Origin of the sequence: Paenibacillus sp. FSL P4-0184 (assembly GCF_038004625.1) — a bacterium.
Lineage (GTDB): Bacteria > Bacillota > Bacilli > Paenibacillales > Paenibacillaceae > Paenibacillus_AQ.
Genome location: NZ_JBBORN010000001.1, coordinates 2606053 through 2620042, shown reverse-complemented (window position 1 = coordinate 2620042; position 13990 = coordinate 2606053). Strand labels below are relative to the sequence as shown.

Genomic DNA, 13990 nt, shown 5'->3' with positions numbered 1-13990 from the left:
CAGTACAATTCTAGCCTCGTGCATCAAAAATCCCCGACCGATTTACGCCATTGCCCTTATCGGACGGACGATGATAAGTGATATCCTGATTCGGTCTTCCGACCAGCAGATCCAAAGAATAATCTATAAAAGTAAGCGACTGCTCTATCAGCTTCTGATTTAGCTCATTTGCTTCTTTCAAGCGGTGCAAAGTGCCAGAAAGCTTCTGCTGAATATGCAGCAGTCGTGCCTTGTCTTCAGGGTCAAATATAAGTCTGGACAGCTCAGTTAGGTTCAGGTTCAGGTTGGAACGAATACCTACGCCTTGCAGAACGGTATATGCCGCCGCGATTCGCTGTTCCTCGAGCTGTCCAATCAGTTTCATTAACTTGGACTCACGGTTCAGGATGTCGATTAATGCATCCACCTTGTTGTCCATAATCGTCTGTTTTTTCTCAGCGGCCAGCTCCAGCATTTGATTATGCACTTCGTCCAGCCGCTCCAATAGTTCTATTAATGTCGTCAATGCCATGGATGGTTTCACCTAATTCTCGGAGGATTGCTTAAAGTAAGGGGCGAGTTTCTCTGCTAGCTTAGCTGCATCTACTTGATAGGTACCTGCGGAGACCTGTTGCTTCAAACTGTCGATCTTAAGTGCACGTTCAGCATCATTACCAGAATTCTGTGCTTGCAAGAGCTGAATTGCTTCATCAGAGATCGAAACCTCATCCTTGCGTGAACTTTTCTTCATTTGTTCCTGCCTTTGCGCATCCGCGCTGCGTTGATACGGATTCATCGCGTTAATTCGTCCGGTCTCGTTAATTTTCATAACTTCACCTTCCTTCTAATATAAAAAAGCCGATAATCTTTACTAAGTTTATCGGCGTAGACTGAAACATTCTTTATAGCTGCAAACGTTTTTTTGCAGATTTTATAGGTCACGCAACTTGTCTATGGCACGATATGCACCGTCTGTTGTCTTTTTGGTAGAATCCTCAGCAGCACTTTCCTTGGCGGCATTGGAGAGATCCTTCCTTAGCCGAGAACGGCAGCTATCACACATATGCCCATCGCGAATCAGCGTTCCACACACCTCGCAGGGATACATCATATTAGGAGCATTAGCTATAGATATCCGGCCCTCTCGAATAAAGCGGGTGATCTCCTTAATCGAAATTCCTGTAGCATCGGACAACTCTTGAATGTTGGTTCCTTTGTTCTCCCGCAAATAATCCACGCAGATCTCATATTCATGCTCCAGCTCTTTGATGCAGGGCTGGCACAACCCCATAAGATTCTTAACAAACAACCGGCCGCACCTTGGACAATTGTCTAGATTCATAACAAGCAGCCGCTCCTCTCCGTACATTCTGTACAACGCATAATATCCTTATGCTCCTAGATTACATGATTGCAAAGAATTCGTCTATGGGACGGAAGAAACGCTATTACGGGCATGGATCTCTTCAAAAAGTGAATGGGCTGTTCACAATCATGCATTTCACTCTCCTCAGGAACGTGCCCAAGTTAGGCTATACACCTCTACCGTATAACCATAATCTGAACCCATTTGTTGTATGATCTCAGCGCACGCACGAATGGTACTGCCCGTTGTATAAATATCATCAACAATAATAATCCGAAGAGGACGATTTAGAGATACCTCACTATTCATCCAATCCGCAAATTGTGTTGTTACTGCCGGATTCTCCGCAAAAGCGTGCTTCATATCCGTTAGTCGTTCCGCTCGGCTCTTAAAACTCTGTTTTCCCGTATGATGTGTACGGATTAGCAGCGGAAGCTGTGGGACCTTTCTACGTCTAGACAGCACATCCGCCAATCTTTCCGCTTGATTAAATCCTCGCTCCATAAGCCGGGCATCACTGACAGGCACAGGCACTAACAAATCAGCAGACCAAGAACGATGGATGATGGATGGTTTTCGGGATAAAAGAGCGCTCTGCTTCTCTTTTTTTAGGTTTAGATAGGCTCTATCCAGCATGAGGCCAAGTAAAGGGGCATACCGTTCATTCCCGCGATATTTATACTGACCCAACCATTCTCGCATAACACTAGTGTAAGCCACTGCACTTCGATTACAAATAATCGGTGACGGTTCACTACTGCGGGTACAGTCAGGACAGCCCACATGCCGACCACATTTCAAGCAGCGTAGGGAACGTATCCAAGGAATGGATTCTACGCAATTCCTGCAAACTCCAGGAAATTGCGAGGATCCAGGGTTGCGCTTGCCGCAAGTTAAGCATGGAGTTACGGAAGAGGACAAGAGTGCCTGAGATTTAGTTAACCATGAGAACAGAGAATTCATCTCGAAACATCCTTACTGATATATCCTTTGCGGCGAGCGATGATGTTCATAGTACGGATCTGGGAGATCGCTCCACGCTGTGATCGGGTCCACTGGGGAGAGGCAAATACAACACGCCCAGCAGGATCATCCTTTGATCGCCCGGCACGACCCGCCATCTGAACCAAGGAGGCTTCGTCAAAGAGATCGCTATCCGCATCCAAAATAAATACATCGCTGCGTGGCACTGTAACTCCCCGTTCCAGAATCGTAGTTGTTATTAATAGGGTGATCGCGCGGCTGCGGAAAGCAGTTACCTTCTCTGCCCGGAAGGGATCTTTAGAGGAGGTACCCTCGATAACTACGCCGGGAAAGCTCCGACGAAGCAGAACCAGTAATCCTTCAATATGTGCAATACGCGACACAAAACAAAAGATTTGCGCCTCGCGCTCGAGCGACTTAAGAAGCGTATGTATGAGAGATCTAGGTAACATCCCACGCTTTAGGCATGTTTGAACGGATGTCATGGTCAGATGCTGTGGCACAGGCAAGGGATGACCATGGAAGCGAACAGGTACTCTGGCATGTGGAAGTCTGCCTAACCGGACCAACCGCTGCATTTCTTGTGGTGGAGTGGCTGATAAGTAGATAAAAGAACCCTCTACCTTACAAGCTTGTTCAGCGGCATAAGCCAGCATAGGATCATTGTGATAGGGAAATGCGTCCAGCTCGTCAATGATTACGAGATCAAAGCCTCGATGGAAGCGCAGCAGCTGATGGGTGGTCGCGAGCGTTAAGCGACCACTCACCCAGCGTTCTGCGCTGCCGCCGTAAAGCACGGCGAGAGTCTCCGCCGGGAAAGCTTTTGCGAGCCGCGGAGCGAGCTCGAGTACGACGTCGCGTCGCGGCGTCGCTACGAGCGCCCGCCCACCGGCGGCGAGCACGGCCTCTAGGAGCGGGAAGATCATTTCTGTCTTCCCGGCTCCCGTCACCGCCCAGAGCAGGAACCGCTCTGGGCACGAATTGGCGGAGCGCTCACGCCGCTCCGCCAGAAAACCCAGCGCAGCGCCAGCGGCTCCCGCCTGCGCTGGGCTAAGCCCCCACCGGCCTGCGGCCGCGGTGGGGTCAAGGGCGGCCGTGCACCGCACGGCCGGAAGCGCTGCGCTGCGCAGCAGCAGCGCGCAAGCCCGGCTGCGCCCAAGTGCGAGGCAGGCCTCGCAATAGGCGCAGCCCATAAGGCCGCACGCGGCGCATGCCGTGCGGCCGGTGGGAGCGCTGCCGCAGCGCAGGCAGCGTGAAACCGCGCGGCGAGCGACAGCGCCGCGCCACAATACGTGCGGCAACTTAGCCGCCGCACGCGCCAGAGCGCCAGCGCCCGCAGGGAGCTGGCGGGCCCACGCCCCGTGCGCAGCCGGGGCGTGACTACCAACGGCAGCTGTCAGTTGCAGCCGCCCCTGCAAATGCGCCAGTTGTGCCGCCTGGCGCCAACGACCTGTCAGCTCTGGCAATCCTTCTGCCAGCAGCGCCTCAATTTCCGGCTGCAGTAAAGAGCGGCCGGCCACAGCCCACGATAGTTGTTCTGCCTCCGATTCAAGCAAAGCATAATCGAGATCATTTCTTCTACTGTAACTTCTGCTATCAATGTTCTTCTTACCCTGTTCTATTACCCAACCTAATTCATAAGGTCGCCATAGCGATACCCCATCACTAAGGCACTCTTCCTTTCCCATTCCTCCTGCTTCCCTTTCCTCCTTCAACTCAGGCTCAAGAACACTGCTTACGTATTGACCCCACTCCTTAGCCCCCCAGTTCCTCATTCCGTCCCTTTGTTTAAAATAATCACGGAGCTTCACCGCCCACCCCAGCGGCAGTACAGGAGATAATAAGACCAGTTTGTCCACCGTTACTAAGCCTCTGCCTTGACGCTCCGGTCCAGCGCCAGACCACCACCATCTATCTACTGTAAGATCTAAAGAAATCCAAATACTCCAGATCCCTCTACATTCCAAGGCATACACAGCCGCTCGCATAAAATCCGCCTCCTTAACTTTCACCATAAATCACTCTTCCTCACAACACTCCCCTTACCGCCAAATGCAAAAAGCACACTCCTCCATTTCTTGGAGAGTGTGCTTCACCCGTTACTCACATATTCACTTAAAATCTGTCGCGCTTTGATTCGCATCCCCTACTTCCTGCCATCCCCATAAAAGGCAACGAAACAGACTGCCCTGACAACCGCAAGTCTACCACAATCCCTTGTTGCTGCAACTCTTCTTCACTCACCTGAAAAGTGTACATAGATGTTGCAAGATCGATAGAGCAGCCACTATCAGCCAGCCTGGAAACAATTCCAAGGGTTCCATCGCTCGAGCCATCATCCATGAACGTTACTCGAAATCGTTTTCCGGTTAAAAATGCTTGAAATGTCAGCGCCCGAATGTACCATTCTACAACAGATGCATGATTGCGGGTAATCAAAATATAATGAATCCATTTCACGGACTGCGGTGTCTGCCGCACCTTCTGCCGATTATGCAGCATATGAATAATCACTGCAGCGGATACATAAACAGCCGCAATCCATATCAACTGGGCTACCATGGAGATGCACCTCCTCTGTATACCAACACTATATGCCGGCTTTAAAAGGTCGGTGACTGCCCAGAGTTCCTGTTAGAGGAACAAGCTGTGCTCTCCTTGAATTCATTCCTATATGTACCGTAAATCTGTAAATATTCTTATAAGGTTACCCAACCATATTTGATCGAGTTAATTACAGCTTGCGTACGATCGTCAACTTCCATTTTTTGCAAAATACTGCTAACATGGTTTTTGACCGTTTTTTCACTAATAAACAAATACTCACCGATCATTTTGTTACTCTTACCTTCCGCCATCAGCCGCAGTACTTCTGCTTCACGACGTGTTAGAGGATTGTTGTCACCGGCCACAAACTTAACACCGGCTTCCTTCACTACCGTATCAGCAGCTACTCCAGTCTCATTAAGGTAAGTCATGCGCCGCAATTGATTGATTAGCTTTCCGGTAACCTTTGGATGAATAAAAGCGTGTCCCTCACAGACCGAACGGATCGCATTAATAAGGGATTCAGCCTCCATATCCTTCAATAAATAACCATTGGCACCCTTACGAAGGGTTTCAAACACATAACTCTCATCATCATGAATCGATAAAATAATTACCTTAACCTCCGGGAACATTTCCCGCAGTTTTTGAGTGGCCTCCACGCCATTCTCAATAGGCATATTAATATCCATCAGTACGATGTCTGGTTTAGTTCCGTTACAGAACTCTAATACCTGGATACCGTCACCACATTCACCGATGACTTCGATATCCTCCTCCATATTCAAAATACGTTTCAGCCCTTCACGAAAAAGCTGATGATCATCCGCCAAAAGAACTTTAATGGGCGTTTTAGTAGAGTTTAAGTTCTCCATCACATTACTCCTTCCCTTTCTCCACGTTCGTCGGAATGTGGATCACGATTGTTGTCCCCTGATTCTCGGCTGATATGATTTCCATTCTGCCTTCAAGCAGCTCTACACGTTCCCGCATACCTACTAGCCCGAAGCTTTCACGATTGCCCTGCGGATTTTTTAATTTCTGCACATTAAAACCTAATCCATTATCCTTAATCACAATCTTAATTAACTGCGCTTGGTAAGTAATCTCTACCAATACGAAACTCGGATAGGCATGTTTAGCTGCATTAGACAAAGCTTCCTGGACCAATCGGTATACCGCTGCCTCCATGGCTGAAGATAGTCGATGTTCCTGACCTCTGGTTTCCAAGGTCGTCCTCAGCTTCGTCTTCTCCTCAAAATCATGCACATATTTCCGCAAAGTCGGAATTAATCCCAAATCATCGAGAGCCATCGGTCGTAAATTAAAGATGACCTTACGCATTTCTTCCAGGCTGTATCGAACCTGTCCTTTCAAATCTATTACTTCGTCCTGCACCAACCCAAATTCCTGCTTTACCAGCATTCTTTCTACAATTTCCGTCCTAAGGACTAGATTCGCCAGCATTTGAGCAGGACCATCATGAATTTCCCGGGCAATTCTCTTCCGTTCTTCCTCTTGAGCCAGGATTATCTTGAGTCCTATCATCTGTCTGTTCTTCGCAGATTCGACAATTCTCGTCACCTGACCTAGTTCTCCCGACAAATATTCGAGCACTACGCTCATTTGCGAACCAATTGACTCTGCGCGCTCTACAGAATTTTCGACACTGCGCACTCGCATTTGTAATTCATCACGTCTTGATCGAAGATAGACCTCTCGCTCACGCGTCATCATGAGTTCGAGCTGTAGCTCCGTAGCCTTCTCATAGGCAATACGGATATCCTTCTCCGAGTAGCGGACAAAGTCCCGGCTGACCTCTGTCAGCCGGATTCTGGAGCGATGATACTGCAGCTCCAGCTTGTCTACTTTTTTCAATGTCTCATCCGTTTCGTCCATGACCCGCTGCAGTTCTTTGTTGAGTGCAGCAAGTTCATCACGCGCAACCTGCAATATTTCAAAAATCTGATACTTGCTGCTCTCCATCACGTCGATGGTATTTTTAATGACGCGATCAATCGCATCGGCTTGAAATTCCACGGATGCTTGCCCCTTTTCTATCGAATCGTTTTAAAGGTTTTCCTTTATATTAACATATCACGATTCGATAGTTACGGTCTTCGTTTTCTGTTCCCATTTTACAGTTAATCCTAGCTGTTCAGAAACTAGTCTTAACGGTACTAAAGTCCTACCTTGTAAAATGATTGGTGCTACTTCAGCACTTTGACGTTTGCCGTTCAGCAGATATTCTTTTTTATTTACGGTAAGATCCAGTGCCTTGGCTCCGCGTAATACCATGATCTTCTTATTCACCTGATCCCAAGTAGCGCTGCCTCCGAAAGCATCAAGGACATACCGAATTGGCACATAAGTACTGCCGTCTTTTACAATTGGAGCTACATCAATAGCTTTCTTTGTTCCGTTTACGGTCATTGCTTTTGAACCAATGCTCATGGAAGCCGTACCTTTCGGTAAGCCTGCATCACTAGAAAGCGATGGCATTGTAAACTTGATATTATCAACGGCAACTGTACCCGTCTTCGCCCGTTCATCTTGGCCTTCCTCTACGTTGACAACATAGAGTCTCTTCAGCGTTGCTGGGAATTTAATGCCTGAGCCTGACAAGTCAATGTTAATGTTCTTCCAACCATTCCAATCGATGATCTTCGCAAGATCCACATAAGCTGTAGCTCCACTGTTGTCTACAAATTCAGCACGCAGCCAATTCAAGCTCATATCGCCCATCACATCAACCGACATCGAAGTTGCAAGCGCTGGAACTGTTTTGCCGCTTGTACCATTAAGCTGAGCATAAGCATACATTTTGCCGCTGCCAGCCGTCATATCATAACTGAGTGACAGCACCTTGGAGCCTACTCTTTCAGCCGTTCCATCCACTATCGTTGCAGTACCCTGTACCGCTGGAACATTGGTAGTAAAGTCGATTGGATAGCTTACCTTCTCGAAATCTTCCCATGTTGTAGCTGCTGCTGTTGATAATACAACCACTGCACTAAATCCATCATAACGGGCAATAGCATAACCTGTAGTAACCCCTGCATCAACGGCGTTTACAGTAAGCTTGCCATCTTTCACGGCTCCCTTAAAGCCTACAAACTCCCACTTCAGTGCTGAATCCGGAACATTGATAGTTGTTCCACTCTTCGTTGCCGCTGTAACAGGGACAGACACAGTAGTTCCGGCTGTCAGTGGCGCTGTAGCTGTACCTACACTCATACTGGATAGATCATTACCACCCAGAACTGTAACAGTTGTAGAGGCGCTTGCAGAACCGCTTTTAGCCGTTAAGGTAACGGTACCTGGCTTCACTGCCGTTACTTCACCTGCACTTACCGTTGCGCTTCCGCCGCTTGATACCCATGTAGGATTACCTGCTGCTACATCAATAGGGTTGTAGTAAGTGTCATAACCCTTTAAAGAATATGTTGCCTTTTGTCCAACCAGCAGTGCGGAACTTCCGCTAATTTTGATTCCTTTGACTTCACCTTGCGGTGCGTTAGTGTAGACACCAAGCCCGTTAACGATACTGCGTTGCTCTGTGCCATACTCTGTATTAAAAGTGAGTGTAGTAGAGGTTTCACCGAGGGGCCGGTCTACCATCGTTGTAGAGCCGCCTCCATCGAGATTAAGACCTTTCCAGACTCCAATATTGGTCATGAATGATTGCAATTCGGTTAGAGACATCCCTGAACTATTGCCATTTTTCTCAGTAGCTATGATATATACATAACGTCCGTCTTGAGAATATCCTAAAGCCGTGCGTGCACGATAGCCTCCAATGCTGCTAGTAGAACGAGAGAACGTTGCTGCTTTTCCGTTATTTACTAGAATCGTATGTCCGCCAATCATTGTTTGTAGACTCGCAGGATCTAGCGATTGCTGTGTAGTCTTAGATTTCAGGGAATACACACTTGTTACAGGTTGTCCTACCGTCAAATGGGCAGTAACATATCGTGCGGCTAAGCCATGTGCCCGCAAAATATAAGCTCCCTTTGGAACCGCCATAGGGAGTGCAGCATTTTCTGAGATTTGAGTAACTACACCATTCTCAACAAGTACCTCTGTTGGAGTGGTAGAGCTATTTTTAGGGCGGTCGAGTGCAGTCCATACATCTGTGTAGATATACATAGCATTAGCATGACTATAAGTCGAGCTGCCGCCTTCAGGGCTATAAGCGCCTTTATTGATACCGGAGATCTCAAACTGTGCGCCATCTGGCGCGGTTACCATCCCTTCAAAGCTGTACTCGTCAATAATAGGTTTGCGATCTTTTGTCACTGCAAAGGCATACATTCCATCCAATTGTGAAGGGGTAGACACCAGTACTCCACCTGATACTTGTCCACCGATCGGAGCCCCCTCTCCACCTGTATTAAAATAATCGCCATTTACTGCGGCCACGGCTCCAGTTTCCTTGGCCATCCCGCCAGTACTTTGCCGCGTAGTCAGGTTTCCACCTTTACCAGTCATTACATCTAAAGAAACATATGGATTGTTAAGATCTACACGAATGACATCCGCAAGCCCAGAAGCACTCGCCCCAGAACGTGTAGTAGTATATTTATATTTCATCATAATGGCGCCCGAAGTAATCACTTCTTCTCCCAGCTTACTTACTTTAAAAGGAGCTGTGGCTGCAGCTGCGATTGGTGCAGACCCCTGACCAAACAGCATCATACCTTCACTGCCGATTACCGGCATAATCCATAACACACCAGCCAATGAAGCAGCAATCCACTTTTTAGTGGAAGATAATCTTATTCCCCGTACAACCTCGCTACTCTTCTTCTCCATGAAAACTTCATTCATTTCAACGTAACTCTCCCATCTCTTTTGTACTCTATCAGTCCATATCAATGTCTGGAAACTGGTTCCTATTTTCCTAGTACTCTTTTAATAGACTGAAAATAAGCCAAAAAGTTGCGAAATTGAGAGATTTCAAGCTTTATAGAGTCAAAAGTGTCATAATTAGACGACAAAAAAAGCCCGGCATAATTGCCGGGCTTTACCAATTGTTTGGTTATTTATAAGAGTTGTTCACAAGAAATCAGTCTGTTTCAGCATCCGTTGTAACATCACGGCAGCTTGAGCACGGGTGGCATTGCCTTGGGGCCCGAATTCACTTACTGTCATGCCCAAAATAATCCCTGATTGTACTGCCTTTGCGACGAACTCCGCACTTTGATTCTGAATCTTTGCCTTATCCTTGAATTTTGCAAGTGTTGAGGCAGAAGTACCGCTTAGTGTAATAGGATGATTGGTATATTCCATCGCACGGATCATCATGATCGCCATCTGCTCGCGTGTTATATTATCATTCGGACGGAAGGTACCATCCGTATTCCCTGTGATAATTCCAGCTTTAGCCGCTGCACCAATGTAATCTCCAGTTTGTGTGGAAGGCTGCACATCCCGGAAACGTTGTGCGGTCTCACGGTCTCCTAGCAAACCTAGACCTCGACTGAGCATAATAGCAAACTCAGCACGGGTAATTTTTTTCTCCGGATTAAACGCACTACCGTAGCTGCTATCAATAATATTCTTTGCGTTAAGCTCAGCTACGATTGCATTACTCCAATGCTTACCCATATCCGTGAAAGCTCGGGTGGATAAGAAAGTCCCTAAAATCTGATTACCAGCGGTACGAGCACGAATAACCGTATAGTTGCCAACCGTACTGATTTTTGTAGGTAAATAAGCTGCATCGTAGTAGGAAAGGTCCAATCTGGCCGCAGATGTCTGCGCACTATTTAATGAAGAAGTAGTACGTACGGTATATTCTCCCGGTACTGTCAGTGCCTTGGCATTCGAATAATTACCGCTAACGATCGCCGTCACCCGGACATCCATAAGACTAGTAATAGTTCGCATACCCATCGTCTGTAGCTTTTGCTCAAAAGGTGTAAATGTACCTGCTGGAACTTTATCCAAGCGGAACACGAGCGAAATATTTTTACTGTCCGAGATCAGGCTGCTCGCTAGCCCATTCATATCAATATCATCGAGCCCTACGCTAAATAGGTTATCTCCATGACGAATCATGAACTTAGTATTTTTATTACGGTTCACCGCGTCTAGTAATGGTTTTAGCGGAGCAGTTACAAAAGCTGCTTGCTCCGTGGAAGGAACCTCAAAAGCCAATACATCATTATTCATCTTATACAGATATTCATAACTGGCAGCTATTCGATCTGCGTTTAAAGTATATCTTTTTACAGACTGATTATATACAGAACGGTCATCCACAATTTGCGAGGAATCGCTCTTTAATAGTGCATACTCTTTTCCAAACTCACTCGTTGCAAGTGTTCCTAGGTAGGATGGACGATTTCCAGATCCAGTGGTCACGCCAGTTAGATTCTGAACTGATAAAGCTGAGAATGAGGATAGTGTATTCCCACTCAAATCCTTAATAGTCCCGGTACCAGTCATATAGGACAGGTCTACTGTTTGACCGGTCTTTACAACCGAGGATAACGTTATTTTTAGAATATTGCCTGAAATAGAGTAGGATTGCACGCCCAAGCTGCTGCCATCTGCTCGAACTCCGAACTGATTCGTGTAGAGGGAACCGGATGCCTGCATATTCTTGGCAAAAGTAACGGTTAGCTCGTCACCAGAAACGGTCGCTGAGTTAATCTCCGGTATGGTAGTGCCGCTGTTTTCCGAGATGGATACAGGCTGTAGGTTAATATACGCCGCTCGGTTTCCATTCAAGTCGCTTATTCCGGTAGAGCCCGGCACATAAGATATAGTCACATTCTGATTAACCTTCACCGCTGTCTGGAGAGTTAACGTAACCTGAGTACCGCTGACCGATACATTAGTCACATAATTAGGCGTGCTGCCCACTAACACAGAGAATTGGCTATTCAGTGGGAGATTGGTTGTAGACAAGCCTTCATTATAATTCAAAATGATTTTAGTGCCGCCTCCGGTTGCACTTTGGAACACTGGCGGAATCGTATCATTACTGTTACGGATATTGAAATCAGTAAAATCTGCGATATTTTGCCCATAAGAATTTTGCAAAGGATAAGAACCTGCATAATAGGACACTCGAACGTTCTGTCCATTTGATGCTTCACTGCTCAACGTTAAATATACTGTATTGCCACTGGAACTGATCGAGTTGACCCCAAGTGAGCTTCCATCTGCAGTCACAGAGAACTGGTTATGAGCGTAATAGGAAACCGATTTAAGTGTGTCGTTAAAATTTAATACTACAGATCTCCCCGTGATTCGCCCGTCTTTAGGTGTCGGCATGGAGGACTCAATGGAGTTCGTGATCTGTTTAGAGCTAAAAGTGCTCGCTGCATTTCCGCTTGGATCCTGAATCGTCCGCAGTCCGCCATTATAGCTGACCTTTACAATCTGCCCAACTGCTACTCCTGTACTCAGCACCAAGTAGGCACTGTCTCCCTGAATATAAACACTTTCAATCGCTCGATTCTCGTCGTTCACCGTAACTCCAAAGCTTGAGGTTAACAGCGCTATGGATGAATTGAGAGACTCATTATATTTCAGACGAATGGTTCGGTTGTTCTCAAGCTGTGCTGATGTGAGCTGTGGAGCTGTTTTGTCCAGAGACAAGGTCTTGAAGCTCCATGAATTTTTACCACTTAACCCGTCATATAAAATGTTAGCATCACTTGCGTCTACAAAAGCCCCTTTAGCGATATCAATGTAATAAGTTGAATCACTATCTAACGCTACAGAAGGTGTGATTATAAATTCTTTAGCTGTAGTGGTACTCCGAGTAACGTTAACTGGCACCTGAGACCCTCCGCTTTTATATAGAGCCACACCATTGGCCACTGCACTGTTGTAATTCACATCCCGATTAAAAGCGATCGAAAAGGATCTGTTGTTAGCAATAGATTCACTTCGATCAGATGGATTCAAAGCACTTACGCCAAGTCCAGTCAAAGATACCGTTGTGAAGGTCCAAGTGTACGGGCCCGAGGCAGGAAATACATTTCCATCTTGATCATAAAAAGCACCCGGGGGGATCGTAACTGTATATTGTGTGCCGTTTAGCAGAGGTGAGGCTGATGACGCTGGATTCAATGTTATGGTTCTGCTGCTTCCTCCAGTAACGGCTGGGGAGTTCACATTAAGCCATCTTGTTCTAGCATCGTTAGCTGCCCCTGGAGACACCGTAATTACACCTGATGCAGGCATCATAGGACGGTCAAAAGTGAGCTGTAGCGCTCCTGAGGGAGATATACCGCCTGCACCGTTAGCCGGGGATGGAGTCATTGGAATTTCAGCTACACCTTTTGTAGAGAAACTCCATACATTGCCGCTAGAAATACCAGAGAACGTTCTATTATCTACATCCTTAAAAGCGTAGGCATCAATAAGAACATAGTAATTCCCTCCGGCCGCCAATGCTTTCTCCAACGTTAATTTAACTGTAGTAGAGTTAGCATCAGTCAGAACGTTAACTCTAGTGTCATCATCCTTTATTCTGAACTCTTGCACTGTTGTATTATCTGCTGAGGACAGGATTCGGATAGAGCCCCCACCTTTTAACAGCTGCTTATTTAGTGTCAGACTAAGTTCCTTTAAACTCCCGGCATCTACTCTTGCATTACTAGCCGGTGAAAAGTTGCCTGCCGTGATAGCCGTATTACTCTCAGGAGCGGTGGTAAATGCCCATGAAGTAAGTCCTGATTCATTACCCTCGTTATCTTTGAACAATCCTTTGGGAATTGTGACCGTGTATGCCTTATTCGGAGTGAATTGTTGGTTTGGCCCTAATTTAAGCTCGTAATCTTTTGAACTGCCAATTAAACCATAACTACCAATAGGAATCGTCACAAAAGGTGTACTATCACCCTGACCCGTGATGGTAATTTCTCCAGCCTGTGGGTTTACTTGACGATCAAAGCTTAATTTAAGAGATGACCCGATATTTACATAGCTTGCTCCAGGTGCTGGCGACACACTAATGCCAAATTCCGCTGCAGCATGTACTGCCGATATTCCAATTCCGATAGAAGGATACCCTGCTCCAAGTACCAGTTCTCCTGCTAGAAAAATTGCCGTCCATATTGAAATTTTTCTTTTCATGCCGTGATGAACTCC

At 46.7% G+C, this 13990-nt stretch carries 10 protein-coding genes; all 10 read right to left on the bottom strand.

The window, feature by feature from the left end; genetic code table 11:
* Positions 1 to 10: 10 nt before the first annotated feature.
* The 10 genes from MKY52_RS11290 to MKY52_RS11245 all read right to left on the bottom strand — a co-directional run bounded on the left by MKY52_RS11290 (position 11) and on the right by MKY52_RS11245 (position 13975).
* Positions 11 to 511, bottom strand: a complete 501-nt coding sequence (locus MKY52_RS11290; RefSeq protein WP_042192416.1) for a flagellar protein FlgN — start codon at positions 509 to 511, stop codon at positions 11 to 13.
* A gap of 12 nt (positions 512 to 523) precedes the next feature.
* Positions 524 to 808 (bottom strand): flagellar biosynthesis anti-sigma factor FlgM, encoded by a 285-nt coding sequence (gene flgM / locus MKY52_RS11285; RefSeq protein WP_042192418.1) that lies wholly within the window; start codon positions 806 to 808, stop codon positions 524 to 526.
* A 102-nt stretch (positions 809 to 910) separates the two neighbouring features.
* On the bottom strand, positions 911 to 1321 hold the full coding sequence (locus MKY52_RS11280; RefSeq protein WP_076285720.1) for a TIGR03826 family flagellar region protein: 411 nt from the start codon (positions 1319 to 1321) through the stop codon (positions 911 to 913).
* Between the two features lie 168 nt (positions 1322 to 1489).
* The gene (locus MKY52_RS11275) at positions 1490 to 2308 is read right to left on the bottom strand and encodes a ComF family protein (protein ID WP_341051406.1); all 819 of its coding nucleotides are present in this window, start codon (positions 2306 to 2308) and stop codon (positions 1490 to 1492) included.
* Complete coding sequence (locus tag MKY52_RS30355; RefSeq protein WP_445671018.1) at positions 2305 to 4317, bottom strand: helicase-related protein; 2013 nt, start codon at positions 4315 to 4317, stop codon at positions 2305 to 2307. The genes MKY52_RS11275 and MKY52_RS30355 overlap by 4 nt, the downstream gene beginning before the upstream one ends.
* A 127-nt stretch (positions 4318 to 4444) precedes the next feature.
* Positions 4445 to 4891, bottom strand: coding sequence for a glycosyltransferase family A protein (locus MKY52_RS11265; RefSeq protein ID WP_076285666.1), 447 nt, complete (start codon positions 4889 to 4891; stop codon positions 4445 to 4447).
* A 137-nt stretch (positions 4892 to 5028) separates the two neighbouring features.
* Entirely contained in the window at positions 5029 to 5751 is a 723-nt protein-coding gene (locus MKY52_RS11260) for a response regulator (protein WP_042131342.1), read from the bottom strand.
* A gap of 4 nt (positions 5752 to 5755) precedes the next feature.
* Entirely contained in the window at positions 5756 to 6916 is a 1161-nt protein-coding gene (locus MKY52_RS11255; RefSeq protein ID WP_042131343.1) for a sensor histidine kinase, read from the bottom strand.
* A gap of 57 nt (positions 6917 to 6973) precedes the next feature.
* On the bottom strand, positions 6974 to 9706 hold the full coding sequence (locus tag MKY52_RS11250; RefSeq protein ID WP_339243765.1) for a stalk domain-containing protein: 2733 nt from the start codon (positions 9704 to 9706) through the stop codon (positions 6974 to 6976).
* Positions 9707 to 9934: 228 nt separating this feature from the next.
* Entirely contained in the window at positions 9935 to 13975 is a 4041-nt protein-coding gene (locus MKY52_RS11245) for an Ig-like domain-containing protein (RefSeq protein WP_341051402.1), read from the bottom strand.
* Positions 13976 to 13990 lie beyond the last annotated feature (15 nt).

Bases quoted from the DNA above. Each gene is read 5' to 3' on its own strand.
- MKY52_RS11290 (WP_042192416.1), bottom strand. From the start codon at position 511: ATGGCATTGACGACATTAATAGAACTATTGGAGCGGCTGGACGAAGTG.
- flgM (WP_042192418.1), bottom strand. From the start codon at position 808: ATGAAAATTAACGAGACCGGACGAATTAACGCGATGAATCCGTATCAA.
- MKY52_RS11280 (WP_076285720.1), bottom strand. From the start codon at position 1,321: ATGAATCTAGACAATTGTCCAAGGTGCGGCCGGTTGTTTGTTAAGAAT.
- MKY52_RS11275 (WP_341051406.1), bottom strand. From the start codon at position 2,308: ATGAATTCTCTGTTCTCATGGTTAACTAAATCTCAGGCACTCTTGTCC.
- MKY52_RS30355 (WP_445671018.1), bottom strand. From the start codon at position 4,317: ATGCGAGCGGCTGTGTATGCCTTGGAATGTAGAGGGATCTGGAGTATT.
- MKY52_RS11265 (WP_076285666.1), bottom strand. From the start codon at position 4,891: ATGGTAGCCCAGTTGATATGGATTGCGGCTGTTTATGTATCCGCTGCA.
- MKY52_RS11260 (WP_042131342.1), bottom strand. From the start codon at position 5,751: ATGGAGAACTTAAACTCTACTAAAACGCCCATTAAAGTTCTTTTGGCG.
- MKY52_RS11250 (WP_339243765.1), bottom strand. From the start codon at position 9,706: ATGAATGAAGTTTTCATGGAGAAGAAGAGTAGCGAGGTTGTACGGGGA.
- MKY52_RS11245 (WP_341051402.1), bottom strand. From the start codon at position 13,975: ATGAAAAGAAAAATTTCAATATGGACGGCAATTTTTCTAGCAGGAGAA.